Origin of the sequence: Lentzea sp. HUAS TT2 (genome assembly GCF_051853195.1) — a bacterium.
Classification (GTDB): domain Bacteria; phylum Actinomycetota; class Actinomycetes; order Mycobacteriales; family Pseudonocardiaceae; genus Lentzea.
Genome location: NZ_CP196667.1, coordinates 8009866 through 8027153, shown reverse-complemented (window position 1 = coordinate 8027153; position 17288 = coordinate 8009866). Strand labels below are relative to the sequence as shown.

17 protein-coding genes are annotated in these 17288 nt (G+C 62.3%); 8 read left to right on the top strand and 9 right to left on the bottom strand.

The features are described from left to right. The first annotated feature begins 138 nt into the window (after window positions 1-138). On the top strand, window positions 139-978 hold the full coding sequence (locus ACSHWB_RS38325) for a hypothetical protein (protein ID WP_439658209.1): 840 nt from the start codon (window positions 139-141) through the stop codon (window positions 976-978). A 129-nt stretch (window positions 979-1107) separates the two neighbouring features. Here the strand turns inward: ACSHWB_RS38325 and ACSHWB_RS38320 are convergent, their stop codons facing one another. Continuing rightward, window positions 1108-1437: a hypothetical protein gene (locus ACSHWB_RS38320; protein WP_439658208.1), complete on the bottom strand. Its 330-nt coding sequence runs from the start codon at window positions 1435-1437 to the stop codon at window positions 1108-1110. Window positions 1438-1611: 174 nt separating this feature from the next. On the opposite strand from ACSHWB_RS38320, the gene ACSHWB_RS38315 reads away from it, so the two are divergent. Then, window positions 1612-5361, top strand: coding sequence for a DUF4365 domain-containing protein (locus ACSHWB_RS38315; protein WP_439658207.1), 3750 nt, complete (start codon window positions 1612-1614; stop codon window positions 5359-5361). 23 nt (window positions 5362-5384) lie between these two features. On the opposite strand, the gene ACSHWB_RS38310 is transcribed toward ACSHWB_RS38315, so the two are convergent. The 5 genes from ACSHWB_RS38310 to ACSHWB_RS38290 all read right to left on the bottom strand — a co-directional run bounded on the left by ACSHWB_RS38310 (window position 5385) and on the right by ACSHWB_RS38290 (window position 9152). Further along, window positions 5385-5924, bottom strand: coding sequence for a restriction endonuclease (locus tag ACSHWB_RS38310; RefSeq protein WP_439658206.1), 540 nt, complete (start codon window positions 5922-5924; stop codon window positions 5385-5387). Continuing rightward, window positions 5921-6883 (bottom strand): hypothetical protein, encoded by a 963-nt coding sequence (locus ACSHWB_RS38305; protein WP_439658205.1) that lies wholly within the window; start codon window positions 6881-6883, stop codon window positions 5921-5923. The genes ACSHWB_RS38310 and ACSHWB_RS38305 overlap by 4 nt, the downstream gene beginning before the upstream one ends. A 243-nt stretch (window positions 6884-7126) precedes the next feature. Further along, complete coding sequence (locus ACSHWB_RS38300) at window positions 7127-7969, bottom strand: DUF5753 domain-containing protein (protein WP_439658204.1); 843 nt, start codon at window positions 7967-7969, stop codon at window positions 7127-7129. A gap of 117 nt (window positions 7970-8086) precedes the next feature. Then, window positions 8087-8980, bottom strand: a complete 894-nt coding sequence (locus ACSHWB_RS38295) for a helix-turn-helix domain-containing protein (protein ID WP_439658203.1) — start codon at window positions 8978-8980, stop codon at window positions 8087-8089. Beyond that, window positions 8946-9152: a hypothetical protein gene (locus ACSHWB_RS38290; protein WP_439658202.1), complete on the bottom strand. Its 207-nt coding sequence runs from the start codon at window positions 9150-9152 to the stop codon at window positions 8946-8948. Before ACSHWB_RS38290 ends, ACSHWB_RS38295 begins: the two co-directional genes overlap by 35 nt. Before the next feature lie 344 nt (window positions 9153-9496). On the opposite strand from ACSHWB_RS38290, the gene ACSHWB_RS38285 reads away from it, so the two are divergent. Further along, window positions 9497-11047 (top strand): transcriptional regulator, encoded by a 1551-nt coding sequence (locus ACSHWB_RS38285; protein ID WP_439658201.1) that lies wholly within the window; start codon window positions 9497-9499, stop codon window positions 11045-11047. Here the strand turns inward: ACSHWB_RS38285 and ACSHWB_RS38280 are convergent. The 3 genes from ACSHWB_RS38280 to ACSHWB_RS38270 all read right to left on the bottom strand — a co-directional run bounded on the left by ACSHWB_RS38280 (window position 11036) and on the right by ACSHWB_RS38270 (window position 13460). Continuing rightward, on the bottom strand, window positions 11036-11386 hold the full coding sequence (locus tag ACSHWB_RS38280) for a signal peptidase I (RefSeq protein WP_439658200.1): 351 nt from the start codon (window positions 11384-11386) through the stop codon (window positions 11036-11038). The genes ACSHWB_RS38285 and ACSHWB_RS38280 overlap by 12 nt on opposite strands. Further along, window positions 11383-12948, bottom strand: a complete 1566-nt coding sequence (locus ACSHWB_RS38275; protein WP_439658199.1) for a transcriptional regulator — start codon at window positions 12946-12948, stop codon at window positions 11383-11385. Before ACSHWB_RS38275 ends, ACSHWB_RS38280 begins: the two co-directional genes overlap by 4 nt. Before the next feature lie 128 nt (window positions 12949-13076). Next, window positions 13077-13460: an XRE family transcriptional regulator gene (locus ACSHWB_RS38270; protein ID WP_439658198.1), complete on the bottom strand. Its 384-nt coding sequence runs from the start codon at window positions 13458-13460 to the stop codon at window positions 13077-13079. Window positions 13461-13639: 179 nt separating this feature from the next. On the opposite strand from ACSHWB_RS38270, the gene ACSHWB_RS38265 reads away from it, so the two are divergent. The 5 genes from ACSHWB_RS38265 to ACSHWB_RS38245 are packed head-to-tail and all read left to right on the top strand — an operon-like array spanning window position 13640 to window position 17141. Continuing rightward, complete coding sequence (locus tag ACSHWB_RS38265) at window positions 13640-13816, top strand: helix-turn-helix domain-containing protein (RefSeq protein ID WP_439658197.1); 177 nt, start codon at window positions 13640-13642, stop codon at window positions 13814-13816. Beyond that, complete coding sequence (locus ACSHWB_RS38260; RefSeq protein WP_439658196.1) at window positions 13809-14147, top strand: WhiB family transcriptional regulator; 339 nt, start codon at window positions 13809-13811, stop codon at window positions 14145-14147. The genes ACSHWB_RS38265 and ACSHWB_RS38260 overlap by 8 nt, the downstream gene beginning before the upstream one ends. Further along, a complete protein-coding gene (locus tag ACSHWB_RS38255) occupies window positions 14144-14476 on the top strand; it encodes a hypothetical protein (RefSeq protein WP_319965296.1) in 333 nt (110 codons plus the stop codon). Before ACSHWB_RS38260 ends, ACSHWB_RS38255 begins: the two co-directional genes overlap by 4 nt. Then, window positions 14473-15066: a hypothetical protein gene (locus tag ACSHWB_RS38250; protein ID WP_439658195.1), complete on the top strand. Its 594-nt coding sequence runs from the start codon at window positions 14473-14475 to the stop codon at window positions 15064-15066. The genes ACSHWB_RS38255 and ACSHWB_RS38250 overlap by 4 nt, the downstream gene beginning before the upstream one ends. Next, the gene (locus tag ACSHWB_RS38245) at window positions 15063-17141 is read left to right on the top strand and encodes an FtsK/SpoIIIE domain-containing protein (protein WP_439658194.1); all 2079 of its coding nucleotides are present in this window, start codon (window positions 15063-15065) and stop codon (window positions 17139-17141) included. The genes ACSHWB_RS38250 and ACSHWB_RS38245 overlap by 4 nt, the downstream gene beginning before the upstream one ends. Window positions 17142-17288 lie beyond the last annotated feature (147 nt).

The window sequence follows — 17288 nt, the reverse complement described above, 5'->3', positions numbered from 1 at the left end:
CAGGGGGACTAAGGCTGCCTTCGGCGGGTTCGACATGTCGACTCAGAGGTTCTGTGGTCAGATAGCCTGATGCAACGAGTTGGCTCCGGCGGACCGCGTCGTGCTGATGACGGCTGCCGACGCTACATGTGCTTTTCGATGCAGTTCGACACTCGCGCCCAAATACTTACCACGGAGATTGGTGCTGACTGGGATCCGCTGGTGCGTCAGCAATGGTTGGAAAACCGGCACCAGTTGCGGGCTGGCTTAATACACGAGTTCGGCAACCATGATCATGAACGCAAGATTGCTGACTTTGTCTCAATCAAGGCGGCGCCCTGGAGTATAATTGACGAGCATAACGCCTTTCTTCAGCAGATTCGGAACTGCTTCACGCATGGAAGCTACTATCCGGCTTTGGTTGGGGCGTGCGCGTTAGGTGAAAGGATTCTGAACGCGCTCGTCATCAGGTTGCGCGGCGATTTCGCGGGGCATCCTGCGACAGTGCAGGTCGAAAATCAGGCTACCGTTTCGGACTGGGTGAAGTGCATTGTTGCCTTGTTTGAGTGGGGGGTGATAGGGGACCCTACCGCTACGCAATTCAATACGCTTAGGAAGCTTCGCAATAGAAGTATTCACTATGGAACCCATCTCTCGGGATCTGACGCGCGCGACGACGCGCTCAATGCGGTACTCCTCATTCAAGGATGTATAGAAACGCTGTTCAGCCCATTTGGGACACCGCCTCGGTTCATCGCCGGCACGCCAGGAGTTTCGTTCATCTCCCTTGTGGGCGAGCAGGAGCCTCTTGTTAAGAGATTCTTCCTGCCAAACTGCGCCTTGGTTAGCCCGAACTTCGAGATGCGGCCGGCTCCCGGTGACGAGTTCGCCTTCCAGGTGTTCGACGACGGTGGGTATCAGGAAGAATACTACACGTTGACGGACGAAGAGTTTTCGCAACACTATAACGTGCCAGTCCGCGTTCGCTCGCAAGAATAGAAATGAAACGGTATTGCGCTTCGGGCTCCGATCTCCGGTCAGAATCTCGCTGGCCAGGCGTGTACAAGGGCTTGCGCGGCGGCGCTGCGCGTCTTCTGCAGGCCATTCGACGCGCAATGCCCGTTGTGCTCAAGTCGATCGAGGAACGTCAGTTCGGGTGTCCAGCGGGTCCTCCGTTGGAGTCATCTTCGGGCGCAGTTCATAGTCGAACGTCCCCTCCAGGTTCGCGCACGGCTCAAGGGTCACGAACGCGGTAGTGCCCCGCAGATCGATCCCTGCGGCATCGGCTGCGTTCAGTGCGATGACCTCCGCGTGGCGGTTCCCGCCCTGCCCTTTGTGCACAGACGCTAGGACCGTCTCGCCGCGGGCAACGACGACACCGATCCTGCTGGTGCTCGGGGATTGCCACATCTCCGCGATGGCCCGCTCCATGTGGTGCCTTGCCGTGGTCTCGTCCACCTCGTCACTCCGTCGTCGTCGCCACAACCCTGACTCAACCGACGCATCAAGGACAGTCGGTCGGCGTGCATCGCGAGCTAGATCCGGTCGACTCGCAGGCTCCGTGAGGCGCGTCGACCAGTAGTTAGGCTGCAACGCGCGTATGCTACTTACCCCATACGGAGGGGTGACGGCATGGCTGAGGTTGGACGCGGCTCGGATGCGACCAACCGCGAGGGCGTTTCGTTTGTGGGCTTCCAGATTGAACGCGAGTTCGGTTGGATCTTTCGTGAACAGTCCACGTCAGACTTCGGTGTGGATGCTCATGTGGAGATTCGTAGTGGAGCAAATCCAACAGGACGGCTTCTTGGTCTTCAACTCAAATCAAGTGCAGTCGGATTCTCGGAGCGTGTCGCCGACGGGTGGATTTACAGGCCCGACGGGCGTCATGTCGAGTACTGGCTGGGGCATTCGCTGCCAATGTACGTGTTGTATGTAGATCTAACCAACGATCAGATCTATTGGCAGCGAGTCGTAGAGGGAAATCTTGCTAGATCGTCAAAAGGGGGATGGAAGCTCCACATTCCATTCAGCAACGTTCTCGGAACAGCGGGCGCTGAGTGGGAGCTGGCCACTAGTGGAGTCGAGATGCGCGCAGAAAATGCGTGGTTTCAGAATCTCGAAGTTCTACCACCAAGTTCTATTAAGCACCTAACCTCTCTGTCTTCTACGAAACGTCGTTCCGCGCATCTAATTGCTCATCACTTGGCCGACGGGCGTAGGGTTCCTAAGCTCGTGGTCGAGACTCTTCTTGAAGCCATGCCGATCTGGATTGTAGAAGGCGGCGTCGAAGGTCTCGTGGCAATTGGAGACTATGCGTCAGCTCATCTCGCCCCTATGGAAGCGGCAAGGGCCTATGAGCGGGCGGCCACCATTCTGCCATCGAAGAACGGTCGAATACTCGCCGCAGCGGCGTTCGAGTTGCTTGAAATCGATGTTGTTCGCGCACGGGAACTGTTTGATCGCGCGTCACGTCAACCGTCCAGTGAGCTGCTTGGATCCCTCGGACTTCAAATACTCAAGGCTGATCCTTTGAGCGCTGCCGAGCTGGTTCTTCCTCCAGAGCTGACGAGAAGGGTCGAAGCGGCACGTGACGATCTGGCAATGGTGAGCTTTCGGGCGCAACAAGCCGTAAAAGCAGGCCGTATAAATGAAGGTGTAGCCCTCTGGGAACAGGCCCTCCAGCTAGCTCCCGAAAATTCGACTGCGATGCAGAAGTTTGCGTATGTGCTCGCGTTGAGATCTGGATCTTCGGAGGCGAACGCAGACGATCTGACGCGGGCACGAAACCATGCAGAAAAAGCGTTGGATCAACTGCACGCATGGGACGGTCCAACTGAGGAAGCCCTGGATCTACTCATGCAGATCTACGGTTTGACTGCAGAGTTTGACCGAATCTTGAATAGGTCAACGACGTTGCCGATCGGCACTGCTCGCGCAGACGAAGCCGCTAGGCCAAAGATTGCACGACACGCGGCGCGAGCAGCTGCCATGCTTGGTCGCCCTGAACTCTTGCCTGAGCTGCTGGACAAGATTCCGAGCGGAGTCGAAAGGGATCTGGTCGCTGCCGAATGTGACCTGCACAATACCGGCAGTGCCGAAGAAAGGGTCGAACTCTTCCGGCGCATTCTCGCTAGCACCGGCGACGACGAGCCTGATCGGATGGTCGAATCAGTTCGGAGATTGTCGACGTTTGGCATAGATGAAACTGCCCGTATTCGGCACTTGGTTGACCTAGGATGGCTGCAATCGTCGGTCGTCGACCTAATTCGAGTTGTTGCACGTGCGTACGCAGATCCGGACAACGGTATCTCAGCACTTCGTGCGTTGAGTGATGATAACGCTGCCGCAGTTGAACCGTTGATCTATCTACTTCTTCGGGAGGGGCGGCAGGAAGAGGCACAGGCTGTCTGTGCAAGAGCCGCTGAAAGGCTAAGGAACTCGACTTTCCTCGTGATGCGAGCGGAGATACTCAGCGATCTTGGCCGGTGGGGCGAAGTCGAGGCTACCGCGCATGAGGCGTTGGGAGACACTGGACTCAGTCAGACTCTCGCGAAGTCGATGTACAACCTCCTAATGCTGGCAGCACAGGAACGCGGCGACTGGCCGGCGGTTGAGAGGTGTGCTAACCAGTTTCTGTCGCGCTCGTCGGAGCAAGAGCGTGATCGTGCCATGGCTTGGCGGTTGATAATCGCTCAACTCAACCAGCGCGCGTTTGGGCGGGCGGCCCAGACTGTTCGACGTTTCCGGCCCACTGTTACGGACCCTCAAGAGGCACAACTTTGGCTACGCGCTCTCGTGCTAGAGCCATGGGATTCTGATCTGGCATCCCAGGCGCTAGCACTAGCCGCTAGGTTCGAGTCAGACGCAGAACTCAACGCAGCGCTATTGACCGCAGTGATCAGGTCTACGCGTACGCTTGATGAGGCGCAGTTGGACTCTGTATCCGCTGAAACAGTCGGAGATGATCGGCCTATTGTCCCTCAGGAGATTCATCGTCGGGCATTTGCTGCGCTGAACGAGCACGTGCGACGGCATGGTGAGGCAGGGGGCGTCTTTGCTTTTGCGGTCGGAGATTCAGCGCAGATGCTCCATAGACTCGAAGAACTGGCGACGAAGGATGAAGTTGCTAAGGATGCCAATGAGGCATTGCAAGAGGTCGCTAGACATGTGTGGATAGGCGAACTGCCTGTTGGACTTCTCGCCGCGGCCATTGACTACCCGTACGCGCAGATTCTGGTTTCCCGTGCTATTGGAGCGTATAGCTCATCATCCTTCATCGACGATGAGTATGAGGCTGATGGTGAAGCGGCAAGAATATGCTCCATTGGCTCAATGAATGTAATTGTTGATGCCTCTGCGCTGCTGGTATCTAGCGTTGTTGGCGAATTCGACTACTGCCGAGGTCTGTTCACGGAACTGCGGATGCCCTACGCAAGTCGCGATGATATCGTTCGAGCGCAAGTGGCTTTCCGTGGTATCGCTGGAAGTTCAGGATCGATCTCGTGGGACGCAAGCTCGCACAGCCTTGTATGGCGCGAAAGCTCCATTGATTCTCGAATCGAGCTTCGTCAAAGGATGTCGCTTCTGGCTGCTGCCGCAGATCGGACAACAGCCGTCCCTGTGCAAGCTAATGCCACCTATTTTGAATCCATGGACCGGCGCTCAAACGCGCATTGGCTATCGCCTGTCGATTTGGCGATAGAAACCGGTCTCCCTTTGTGGACTGATGATGTTGCGCAGCGACGTCTAGCACGCTCTCTTGGGGTTGCTACCTTTGGAACGGTTTCGCTTCTTCAGCTAAGGGATGATGCGGCGATAGTCGCTCTAGATGCAGATTCGGAAGCGGACGAGCTGGCGGTCGAAGCAGCCCTGTTGGAACGCCAAGCCAGTATGCGGCGCTACCTCGCGCAGCGAATCGTCGACCTTCCGTTTACCGTCGATGACATTATCGCCCAGGCGAGCTTGGATAATTGGGATGCCGAAGCCGCCATCGTGCCGCTGTCCCGGCATTCCTGGTGGCGTTGGGCGGCGACACCGGTAACGGATATCTGGACTATCTTCAAGGAGGTAGCCGCTAGGCATCCTGAAAAGGAATCTAACTGGCGCCACGCGGCCATGGTGGGCGTTGCGGCTTCCTGTGTGGGGATATCCGGATCTGGTCCGTCGTTGGTGCTTGCGGTGCTCGCCCTTCTCCCGTTGTCTGAAGGAGAGGTCCAAGCCCGCTCGAAAGAATTTCTCAAAATTGCGCGTAGGGTAGCGAAAGAGTGGGAAATGCCCGACCCTCGGGAGCATGTACCCGCTGCAGCTGAGAAACTCGCCGCTATCGGGGTTGTCCACGACGTTGTAGCGACGGTGGATGCGGCGCTGAGCGAACAGCCGTGAAGGTAGCTCGGAGCACGACTCATTTAGGCTTGAAAAATGGTGCCAGACACAGCGAGTTGTGCACGTTTGCGCTTCAGTAGTTGCACAAGCTCATCGGTGTCTGGGAGTTTTTCTATTTCACTCCGCGTTAGGACGATTATTTCGCGCCCTTCGGACAAGGCTCTAGCTAGGACACTGTGGGCTCTTGTGAGGTTTTGCGGATCACCGGTGATGCCAGAGGCTGCGACAAAGATTCCCATCGGACGTCCACGGCTTTGTAGTTTATCATTGAAGACGGCAAGCTCCGGGTAGCCGGCGGGGCTTGCCCAATTCTTCGCCTCGACGATCAAAATGTGATCGAAGAGACGAAGGCCAGCGCGGTCGCCTTCATTCCAAAATGCGACGTCAATTTCTTCTGCTTTGAAAGCATTGAGTTCGTTTCGAGCTGTGACCGTGATGCCAGGGATCAGCTCGAATAGGTATGCAATCAGGTCTTCAAGCGCACGTCCTCGCGCTGTAGTGGTGGTCGCGTCATCGCCAGCCTTAAGTAGCATGGCTACATGTGCGCAGTCGATGGCCGTCACGATTTGTGTACTCCGTGAACGCTGGCGTTCCTTAGCTGACGGATGATTTCGGCGAAGCTGGAGCCATGCATCCGAGTCAGCAGTTCTTGTAGTGAAATCGCAAGAACCGGAAATGGTGACAGTCGCTGTGCGTTAGAGCTGGAGACACTCGTATCTAGATATACAATCAGGGCCAGTCGGGCATTTCTGCTTTGGGTGAGATATGTCATCACCTGTTCGACTGCATTTACGTCGAATTTGCGTTTGACCTCGACTATCAGCGGATTGGCGCCGATCGAGTCGAGGTCGTCTGACCAGACTCCTAGGTCAATGCCGCGGTCGGCGGGATTTTGTGCCGGGAGAGCGCCGCTAGTTTCAATCGCCTGCGTGAGCAGTTCAACTGCCGCCCGTTCCGTTAGCGGCGAGGTATTGGCTACCTGAGCCAGGAGATCGTTGGCGAAATCGCCCAGCGGACGGCCTGTAACGGCAACGCGCGGAGAGCCGTAGGGAGGTGGTTTCCCGGCCTTTTCCAGTTGATCCAGCGTGAAGTTGAGGGCTTCGAGGTCATCAGGCTGGGTCCGGGTGGTCAGAACGGTGGAGAAGTCGGACGGTAGACGAACTTTTGGGTCGGCCAGAACGAGAAGAGGTTTACCTAGTGCCACCGCGAAACCGGCTTCGAAGTACGAGTTGAGCGAAGCTGATTCGCCGTTGATTACGACAAGGACGCGATCGGCGGTCGCAATTGCATCTCGTACGTTTTGCAGGAGGTCTGCTCCGGCGCGAGCTACGTCGGATAGCACGTACGGATGAGCGCCGCGTTTGCGCAGCGTGTCGATGAGGGGACCGAGTTGTACTCCTGCCGGTGCAGAGATGAACCAGCGTGCTTCGGACAACCCGCCATGCGAGAAGTCTGTTGTAACCGTGTCCGGACCGGTCTGATCGCTGCCCACATCAAGCCCTCTCCGTCGCTGCTTCGCCATCGTAGACACTGCCTGGTGAGCTAGAGCGTGCGCTGCTGTGGTTCGCGACTATGCAGAGGCGTCAGCAAGATCGCGAGCCTTTTTTGGTGGGCGGCGCGTGCGTGGTCGTGCATCGCGGGCACCCACTGGCTCAGGTGCGCACATTGCCTGGTGGACGGCCGGTCAAGTCGGTCTCGGGCTGAGTGATCACGCAGCTTTCGCGAGAACAAGCCCGCCGGGTGGCCGCGTGGAATGGTAGTTGGCCTAGATACGCGCGGCAGTCTCGGCAATGAGCTCCAGTGACTCGCCCTCGTCGAGTGCCTGCGTCCACAACCCCGAGAACCGCTCTGCCACCTGTTCGAGCTGGGAGTGGCTCTCCACGTAGTCGGACCGCAAGAACGTTTCCGTATATGCCACGTCATCGTGCTGGCGGTGCGGAAAGCTCAGCCATGTGAAGGGGCAGCTCATCGCGGGATGGGCCCCAGCCACATACGGCACGACCCGAAGACTCACCTCTGGCAGCTCGCTGACCGCCATGAGGTGTAGCAGCTGTGCCTTCAGTACGCGCCTGCCGCCGATCACCTGTCGTAGAACTGCTTCTGGGAAGACTGCCTCCACGGTGAGGGGGTCGTCTCCGGTAGAGCGGGTTGCCCATGCCTCCCTGATAGCTGTGAGCCGCGTAGCTTTGGCCTGGTCGTCCCACATCGCTGTTGCTGCGGTGTAGTCAGCGAGCTGGAAGACGGTCGGCACCGTGTCTGGGGCGAACGTCCGGATTCGTATCGCGTCGGCGATGAGAAGGGGGAAGTCCTCGGCAGGGTCGAAGATCGCAGTTTGCGGCTGCTGGTGCGCTCTTAGGCCTGATGCATACTGCGCCTGCAACGTCAAGCACTGCCACTCAGGTGTAGGCACCTTGTAGACGTATCCCAGCGCCATGATGTCGACGACCGCGGACGGCTGCATAGCGTTTTCCATCATGGACAGCTTGGCGCTGCTGAAGCCGACACGATTGCCTGCTTCGAGGAGACTCAAGCTGCGGTCGTCTCGCCACCTGCACAGCGTCCGGCCGATGGCACGTTCAAGCGCGGTGGCCCGGAAGTCCCTAGGCATGAGGAGATCGACTCAGTTGTCTCGCTGCGGCTTCGACCGCGACGGAACCCAGCGCGTAGGTGCCGGTCTTGGGCATCATGTAGCTCACTCTCAAATCGGTGGCGACGGCCTGGCCATCTAGGGCGGCGGAAAAGGCTCGTCTTCGCTGCTCACGGCCTCGGTCTCAGCGGCCTCCTGCAGGCGTACGCAGCGGCGAGACATCCACTTCATCGACTGGTCCTCGTCGAGGCTGATCTCGTCGAGCGCCTGGACGACCGCCTCGTACCCCTGGACCGCGTGCTCCTCTTCAGCGAATAGGCTGGAGTTCTCGGTCGTGATCCAGACCAGCGGCTGGTACTTCGGGAACTTGAGCAGCGTGAACTGTCCGGCCATGCCGGCGTGCGCACCAGCGGCCGCAGGCAGGATCAGGATTCGGATCCTCTTCCAGCTCGCCATGCGCATGAGATGTTGCAGCTGCGCGACCTGCACTTCGTGGCTGCCGACCTGAAGTTCGAGCGCGAACTCATGGATGTAGAACGTGCAGTCGAGGTCGTTGCGGAGCAGGTCCTGCATCTCGCGCAACGCGCGCAGCCGCTCGTCGAGTTCGGCCGTGGGCACAGTTGCCGAAGCGGCGAGCAGGGCCCGCGCGTAGTCACCCGTCCGCAGTAGGTCCGGGACCGCGTGCGGATGCCAGCTGACGAGGGTTCTGGCCGCCGCGAAGTTGGATCTGGCCGTGCCTGATCTGACCGGCACGCACTTGCCGTGCGACTGCCACCAGCCGTCCAGCTCCAAAGCTGGGAAGAGGTTGAGCAGATACTCGCGTTCCGGCTCGGGGACTCGACAGGCGCCGAGCACCAGCACGAGTTCCAGAACGGTGATGCCTCCCTTGCCGTTGACCATGTCCGAGACCTTGGCTTCCTGCCAGCCCAGCACGTCTGCGAGCTGTCGGGAGGTCATGCCCGCGCGCGCGATGGCCGCTCGCATTCGCTCGCCGAACTCACGGCCGCGAGCGGTGGAGTACCTCTTGGGCATGTCCGAGTTCCTTGGTCTGGTGCGTCTCGCTGTTGGTCGGGCTGGTCAACACATGGTCGAGTGCCTTCTCACTGAGTTGGTTGTCGCGCCGCACTGACAGCAGCTCGGAGCGCTGTTCCTTGGAGAGCGACAACCACGCTTCGCCGTAAGCCTCGACTGGGGGGTCGTTCATCGGAACGCCTGCCTAGTGGCCATGTCTCTGGTGACGGCGGCGCGCAGCTGCTCGCTGCCACCAGTCGAAGTGGTCGCCGATGACCCACGTCCACGTCGATGCCGTAACAAGGCCGAGAGCGATCGTGAGTGCGGTCATCGCGGCTCCCCTCCCGGCAGGCGTGTGCTTGAGGTGTCCGGTGACGTGCTTGAGGCGGACGCGGAGTCCACACGTCACCGGACGGTCTGACGGGTGTTGAGCGGGCGTGTCAGACTGAAATCAAGATTTCATCAGCGCACGATCAGCGGTATGGCCTGTGGATGACCTGGGGCGACCTGCTGCGACCTCGGGAACTAGGAGGAGCGATGCGGACGTTTCGCACCGTGCTTGAGCAGCGGATATGGGAACGCCGGCTGACGCTGGAGGAGTTTGTCGAGAAGGCCGAGCTGTACGCGCGTGAGCATCGGGAGCCTGGGACGCTCGGGCTTAGGCACCTTCAGCGGCTTGTTGCTGGGCGTCGGTCTGCTGGTGAGCCCCTTGGCCAGATGAAGGCGAGTACGGCCCGGTTGTTGGAGAGCATGCTCGACACGCCGGTCGAGGAGTTGTTGTCTGCGCCGATGGAGCGCGGTTCTGCGGCAACGCCTGCTGGCGTGGCTGTTCATCCGGGCTTGGAGGGTGCGTTCGAGTGGTTGGATGGCGCGGCCGACTGGGCTTCGGGGTTTGCCGCGGCGAAGGTTGGTGCTGCGCTGAAGCTCGCTGACATCGGCGCGCTCCAGGGGCGGCGTTCGAGGCGGAATGCAGTTGGCCGGCGCCAGGTCGTGGACGCGGTGAGGCAGTACTACGGAACTCCTGACACGTTCGCCATCCGTGGTCGGGGCTTGGACGTTCGGACCAGCGTGGTCACACGGTCTGAGTGGAATGACCTTCGGCTACCGCTCGAACCGGACCGCGAGCGGCTGACCCTCTCGCAGCGAGTACGGGTGACAACCCTGCTGGACGAGGATTGCGCAGAGGCAGCTGTCCAGCGGCTTGTGATGACCGCGGCTCTCGGCGTGCGGTTTGCGAACCTGCCGCTGTACCGGCTGGTGGAGATCGACGTCAGTGCAGGGGGCATCGGTGGGACCGTCGACGTTGCGAACTTTGTCGAGTACGCGCTGACGATGGACCTGCTCGAAACGGAGCTGGCTGATGCTCTGGCGAGCGGTTCAGGTGCGCTGTATCCGTTGCGAGACAAATATCTTCCGGATGTGGAGGCTGTGCTCGACACAGGGAGGCGGGTCTGCGCTGGCGGAGTTCTGTCGCTCGTGGCGATCGCACGGCCGGCCGACCCATTCCGCGGTGCGGCGGACTATGCGTTGATCGTGCAGACGCGGTCGCACCAGGTCGTGAACGCCGCTGGGAAGTTGGCGGTCATACCGAAGGGCTTCCACCAGCCGCTTACGGATCCACGCGCTGACGTCCGCATCGGCGCCACGCTTCGGCGAGAGCTGGAGGAGGAGTTGTTCGGGCGAGGCGATGTGGACGCCACAGCAGGTGATACGCGGGCTGCGGCACCGATGCATCCTGGTCGTTGGTCTGCGCCGATGAGGTGGCTGGAGGATGAGCCGGGTCGGATGCGGATGGAGTGCACCGGCTTCGGGCTCAACCTCGTGAGCGGCAACTACGAGTTCGCGACGCTCGTTGTGATCGAGGATGAGGAGTTCTGGCCGCGGTTCGGCGGGCAACTTGAGGCGAACTGGGAGGCGTCCGGGCTGACGCTGTACTCAAGCCTGGACAGCGAACTCATCACGGACTTGGTGCAGCAGGAGGCTTGGAGCAACGAAGGGTTGTTCGCGTTGCTCCAAGGGCTCCGGCGGCTGCGGGAGATCGGTGGCTCGCGGGTGAGCCTGCCGAGCTTCGAGCTGTCAGGTCTGTGACGGCCAGCGGACGGTCATGACGACGGAGTCTGCGAGAGCTTCCCACGAGTGGTCGACGCCTGGACCCCACATGATGTAGTCGCCCTGCCGGGACATGGTCTTGCTGCCATCGGTGGTGTCCACGCGGAAGTTGCCCTCTACCAACAGAACAAGCGTCGTGCGCTGGTCGTCAGCGGTCCACTCCGGACGCTTGTCGCCGGCGGGGTGGACTCCCCACTTCACTTCGACGTCCTTTTGGGAGCGGACGCCGATCGATGGGTCGATGAAGTGTCCGACTAGCCAGCCGCGGGTCTCCGTCGTGTCGTCCGCGGCGTTTCCGGCTTGCCAGTTGGCGGTCACCTGATCTCCCATTCGATCTCTGGCAGGTCTACGCGGTTGCCGCCGATCTCGCGGAGGCGGCGTAGGCCCTGCAGAAGGGCGAACAGCCCTTCGTTGCTCCAAGCTACATCGTTCACGAGTTCGTCCAGCAGCTCCCTGTCGTGGCTGGAGTACTGGTGCAGGCGGGACGCTTCCCAGTTCGCTTGGACGTCGCCGCCGAAGCGGTTCCAGAACTCCTCGTCCTCGATCACGATGAGGCTGGCGAACTCGAAGTTGCCGCTCACGAGGTTGAGGCCGAAGCCGGTGCACTCCATGCGGAGACGGCCGGGTTCGGCCAGGAGCCAGCGCATTGGTTCGGACAGGCGGCTTGGGTGCATCGGGTCCGCGTGGCGCTGTTCGCTGATCGTGTTGTCGATGTCGTCGCGGCCGAACAGTTCTTCTTCGACCTCGCGGCGGAGGGTTGCGCCTATCTGTGTGTCGGCGCGGAAGTCGGTGAGTGGCTGGTGGAAGCCCTTGGGGATGACGGCCAGGCGGCGGGCGGCGTTGATCACGTGGCCTGACCGTTCCTGGATCAGCAGCAGGTAGTCCGGTTCACCGCGAAACGCGTCCGCGGGGCGTGCGATGGCGGTGAGCGCGAGGGCTCCGCCTGCGCAGAGCCGGTCTCCGACGTTCAGCACTGCCGAGAGGTTCGGCAGATAGGCGTTGCGCATGGGGAGCGAGCTGACGTCCGCTGGCTTGTCGGTGGTGAGCGCGTCGATCAGCTCCCCTTCGAGCAGGTCCATCGTCACCACGTAGCCAACGAAGTCGGTCACGCCCACGGTGCCCCTGAGCTGGTGCTTCCGCATGTCGACCTCGAGCAGCCGGAACAGCGGCATGTTTACCATGCGGTTTCCCAAAGCCAGGGCTTCGGCCAGCCGTAGTGCGGCGCGGTCGGCGCTCTCCTCGTCAATGGTGATGTTGTCGGCTGGGGTTACGCCGGCGAGCTTCAGCTTGTCGTGCTTGGGGAACAGTGGGCAGTCGAGGTCGAGCCAGTCCGGGTGAGTCAGTACCGTTGTTGAAGCGGTCGTGTTCTCTCCGAACGTCGCGGTGTAGCGGCCGTGGCCGGAGGTCGTGGTGCCGTAGTAGTCCGTGAGCGCGCGTACGGTGTCGCGCTGGTTCACGCTGCCGCGGCGTACGCCCCGGTCGTGCAAGTCGCGGATGTCGAGCGCTACGAGACGCGCGGCTACCTCGCGGCGAGCCGTGCCGGGGTCCCAGCCGGCGTTGGCGTCGAGCCAGTTCAGCGCCGCGACGATCGTGGGGTCCGCGGTGAGCCGTCGTTCGGCGTCTTCGGCCGCGCCTGTCGGGAGGTCGAGCGGACCGCCGCTGATCAGTCTGTTGAAGCGGGCTCGGACGTCGTCGGGAGCCTGTTCCAGCGCGGTGTCGAGGATGCCTTTCATATCCGCGCGGGGCTTCGTGTCCGGCTTCTGGTGCCAGGAGGCGACTGTGCGAACGCCGATGCCCAGGCGCTCGGCGAACGCTTCGTGAGTCAGCCGCATTGCGCTCTGCAGGGCACTCGCCGTCTCGCCGGTCCAATCGATGCTCATGTTTGCGCTACCCCCGGAGCGCAGAACTTGCATTGAACATGCATCGCTCATGCATGGGTTTGCACGGCGTTGCGCGCTGGAATTGCTGCATGGAAATCAAGGCGCTCAACCAGCAGAAACGCACCGCTCTACCGGTTCTCGCGAACTTGCTTCGCCACCGATGCGAGGTCCGACTTCAGATCGTCCAGGCGTTCGGTGATGTCGATCAGGCGCTGTTCGACACTGTCCAAACGCGACCAAAGCGAGTCGCCGGGGTCGTTGATCGGCTCGTCTCGCTCAGGTGGGCGACGACCGTGCAGCACCGCGTCGAGGTGCAGTGGGTGCCAACCCATGGCTGTAGACAAGGACTCCAGCGTCCGCGGCCCCCGCCGGCGCTCCACTGTGTGGTGCTGGATCTCGCGGACGATTGCCTGGGAGACGTTCGAACGCTCCGCGAGCTCCCGTTGACGCCAGCCGAGCTCGTTCACGCGCTCGTTGATGGCTCTGGCGACTGCCGCCCAATCCTCCGACACGTATTCCTCCGCGCTCCGCCTCAGCGCTGAGATTAGCCGCTTTTCGTTCTTCGGTGACGTGACACGGCGCATTCCGCGGCGTGCGCGATCAAACGCGCCTTCATATGCGCTGAAATCAATAATTTAGAGCTGAAATCGTCAGCTCAATCTTCGAAGGGCCTATTCCTATGCGTACTTCTGTGTCCTCTGTTCACACCATCCGCGAGACCGCTTGGGTGCTCGGCGTCAGCCAGTCCGTCGTCTTCCGGGCGATCGGGCTCGGGCTCCTGACCGCTGAGCGTCAGTGCGGACGTCTCGTCGTCTCCAACAGCTCGCTGCGGCGACTGCTCTCGGAGCTGGGGGTGCCTCGTGACTGATCTGCGGCTGGTCGGCATCGCCTGGTCGCTGGACTACCTGCGATGGGTGCCGACTGATGAGTTGACCGACGTCGTTGAAAGCGACGGGCTGTGCATGTGGGCGTTCACGGGCGAACCGCCGTGGGTGGACGAGGAGCTGACCGACCGGGAGCTGGCCGAGCGGCAGTGCTCCGGGTGCCCTGTCCGGGACGAGTGCTTGGAGTTGGAGTTGCGCACGGCTGGCGCTGAGACGGTCGGGGTGTGGGGTGCGTTGCCGGAGGACGAGCGGCGTGAAGTGCATCGGCACTGGCTCCAGCGCGGTGAACGGGCCGAGAGGGGGCCGCGTTCATGAACGCCATCAGCGTCACGCCCACTCAGGTGCTGGCCGCGGTCGGTGTGCTCCTGGTTCTGGTGTTGGTCTGGCGGGCTGGTTCTCGTCGGGCGAAAGCTGCGGCGAACGCGGCGCGGACGAGCGTCCGGCTGATGTCGCTCGGTGGGCGCGTGGTCGTGAACGCCGTGCTGATCGTGATCGTTCAGTGGGTGGTCGTCACGCACGGCGGGAACGGCTGGCTGTTGTTCGCGGTGCTCGGAGTGCCTGCGTTGCTCGCGTCCTACACGCTGACGAAGGCGCTCACCGTGACCACCTACGAGCCTCGCGGCCGTGGTGGTGATCGGAAGTGAGCGAGCCGATCGAGCGGGTTGCCGTGCAAGTGGATCGGTTGTGCTGGACCGGGATTCTGCTCGGGCTCGCGTTCACGATGACCAACGTTCAGCAGTTCGCGGCGGCTGGCGCTGCCGCCTGGTCGCTGGCGTGGTTCGCGGCGTGGCTGTTGGACCCGATGGTGTCGCTGGTGCTGCTGGCGATCCTCCGTGCCGAGCAGGTGACGGCTCGGCACGGAGTGCGGCTCGGTGGATGGGTGCGGGCGGCCAAGTGGTTCACGCTCGGGGCCACGTACGTCATGAACACCTGGAGTGCGTTCGTGGCCGGGTCCGCAGCGCTCGTGGTGTTGCACTCGGTGCCGCCCCTCGTCGTGTTCGTCGCCGCTGAGGCAGTGACGGAGCTGCGGGACAAGCTTGGGACCGCTGCGGGTGCCACGCTGGAGGCCGTGGCACCCGCGCCGCGGACGTCGTTCGCGGAGTACTTGGCGGTTGCGCGCAAGGCTCGGAAGTCGAGCGCCAAGGTCTCGCCGGCCTGGGTTCGTGAGGTCACGGGGTGTTCGCGCGGGCTGTCCTCGAAGCTGGCTGCGGCGCTGAACGGGGACCAGCGATGAGCGGCGAGCTGGTGCCTGCCGAGGAGGTTTTCGAAGGGGAGCTGGTCGACGAGCGTGCGGCGCTCGTCCGGCGGATCGAGGCGACCTGGCGCTACTCGCGGGTGGTGCCTCCTGCGCTGAAATCTCGGGAGGCGTTGAAGCTCGCCGCGAAGGATGCGCTCGCCTGGGTGCTTCGGGCTCCGCTCCGGTATGCGAGTGCCGTTGGTCGTGGACTGGTGGTTGCGGCTCGTGGCTGGCGGAACTGGGTTCGGGTGCGGGACTACCGCGACGCTGCCGAGCAGTCGGAGAAGCTGGCGGATAAGTTCGTTGAGATCCGCGCGTTGACGCTGTTCCGGTGGAAGGTCACCGGGACCGTGCTGCTCGCTGGTGGTGCGGTGGTCACCGTGGCTTGGGTGCTCTATGGCGACCTGGTGTTGTGGGGCGTTGGAGGCGTCGGCGCGGCCGTGCTGGCGATCGTCGGCCGGGCGAAGGACGGTTCTCCAGGACGGAAGGCGGTGCTCGCCGGGCCGCGCACGCTGACGTGGACGATGGACCCTCAGGTGCTGGTCGACGCGTTCCGGGACGCCAAGTTGATCGGGAAGGACGAGTCACTGCGGCTGGTCGAGCGGGCGTCTCGGCAGGGTGCTGGTTGGGCGATCACCGTGGATCTGCCTGCCACGCGCAAGGCTGCCGATGTCGTGAAGCACCGGGAAGACCTGGCGTCGGCACTAGCGGTCGACGAGATCCAGCTCAGCGTCGAGCGTGTGCGCGGCAACGGTGGTCACGCTGGTCGTGTGGCGATGTGGGTGGCCGACGAGGACCCGTACGCCTCACCGCCGATCGGAACGCCGCTGCTCGCGGTCGAGCGTTGGGATGCGTGGCGGCCGGTGCCGTTCGGCACCGACGCTCGCGGCCGGCGGATCGACCTGCCGTTGGTGTGGACGTCGTTGCTCATCGGCGCGATTCCTCGGCAGGGCAAGACGATGGCGGAACGGCTCGCCGCGGCGGGGCTCATCCTCGATCCACACGCGCGGCTGTACGTCGCCGACTTCAAGAACGGGAAGGACTGGCAGGCCGCGGAGCAGGTCGCACACCGGTTCATGGCCGGTGACGACAGCGAGCACGTGTTGGCGTTCTTGGACTGGCTCGTTGAGCTGGTCGCGGATGTTCAGCGGCGGTATCGGCGGATGCAGGACCTGGACGACGTCACGTGTCCCGAGTCGAAGGTGACGCCGGCGATGTCGCGTGACCCGTCGCTGGGCATGCCGATCACGGCGCTGGTCGTCGACGAGGTCCACATTGCACTGGAGGATCGCACTCCCGTTGTCGTGCAAGGGAAGAAGCTCACGGCGGGGGAACAGATCGGCGAGCTGCTGACGTGGCTCGCGAAGAAGGCACCTGCGGCCGGCCTGGTGCTCGTGCTCGCCACGCAGCGACCGGACAGCAACACGATTCCGTCCAAGCTGCGAGCGGTGCTCGGGTCGCGGTTCGCGTTGCGGGTCATGGACTGGCGCGACAGCAACATCGTGCTCGGGGAGCAGATGAACACCCGCGGCTACGACAGCAGCCGGTTGCTCCCGTCGCACAAGGGCGTCGGGATTCTGCGACCGGACGGCGAGACGCAGGCCGGAGCTGACGTGCTGGCGCTGACCGTGCGGACGTTCTACATGCCCAACGAGGACTGGCGGGCGATCTGCGAACGCGGCCGCGCGCTCCGCGAGGCCGAAGGCACGTTGACCGGGCAGGCCGCTGGTCAAGACACGCCGCTGCTCCACCACGCGGAGGTCGTGCGAGAGATCGACGGGCCGAGCCGGGACGAGATCGAGTTGCCGGAGCCGTTGGCTGCGGTCGTGGACTACCTCGGTGACGGACTGGACGAGCGGGAGTTCGTGCCCACGGCCGAGCTGGTGGAGGCGCTGAACGTCGAGCCGACGACGTTCGGGAAGGACATGGGCGATCTCGGGTGCCGGCCCACACGGCAGTACGTCCAGGAGGAAGAGGGCACGCGACGGGTCCGGGGCTACCTGACTGCGGACATCCGAGTCGCGATTGTTGAAATCGGCGCATCTGGCCTGCCTGACGTGGACCAGCTATGACCGGTGAAGATCCGGAGCGCGCAGAGCTGAAGGTCAACCTTCCGGCGGAGCTACCTGTCCTCACCAGGCGGGTAAGCCGCATACTGCTAGACATCCTGTTCGAGCTGAGCGAGATGGAGGCCCCAGATGGGGCCTCCGGGAGGGAGG

Bases quoted from the DNA above. Each gene is read 5' to 3' on its own strand.
- ACSHWB_RS38325 (WP_439658209.1), top strand. From the start codon at position 139: ATGCAGTTCGACACTCGCGCCCAAATACTTACCACGGAGATTGGTGCT.
- ACSHWB_RS38315 (WP_439658207.1), top strand. From the start codon at position 1,612: ATGGCTGAGGTTGGACGCGGCTCGGATGCGACCAACCGCGAGGGCGTT.
- ACSHWB_RS38305 (WP_439658205.1), bottom strand. From the start codon at position 6,883: ATGGCGAAGCAGCGACGGAGAGGGCTTGATGTGGGCAGCGATCAGACC.
- ACSHWB_RS38300 (WP_439658204.1), bottom strand. From the start codon at position 7,969: ATGCCTAGGGACTTCCGGGCCACCGCGCTTGAACGTGCCATCGGCCGG.
- ACSHWB_RS38295 (WP_439658203.1), bottom strand. From the start codon at position 8,980: ATGCCCAAGAGGTACTCCACCGCTCGCGGCCGTGAGTTCGGCGAGCGA.
- ACSHWB_RS38290 (WP_439658202.1), bottom strand. From the start codon at position 9,152: ATGAACGACCCCCCAGTCGAGGCTTACGGCGAAGCGTGGTTGTCGCTC.
- ACSHWB_RS38285 (WP_439658201.1), top strand. From the start codon at position 9,497: ATGCGGACGTTTCGCACCGTGCTTGAGCAGCGGATATGGGAACGCCGG.
- ACSHWB_RS38275 (WP_439658199.1), bottom strand. From the start codon at position 12,948: ATGAGCATCGATTGGACCGGCGAGACGGCGAGTGCCCTGCAGAGCGCA.
- ACSHWB_RS38255 (WP_319965296.1), top strand. From the start codon at position 14,144: ATGAACGCCATCAGCGTCACGCCCACTCAGGTGCTGGCCGCGGTCGGT.
- ACSHWB_RS38245 (WP_439658194.1), top strand. From the start codon at position 15,063: ATGAGCGGCGAGCTGGTGCCTGCCGAGGAGGTTTTCGAAGGGGAGCTG.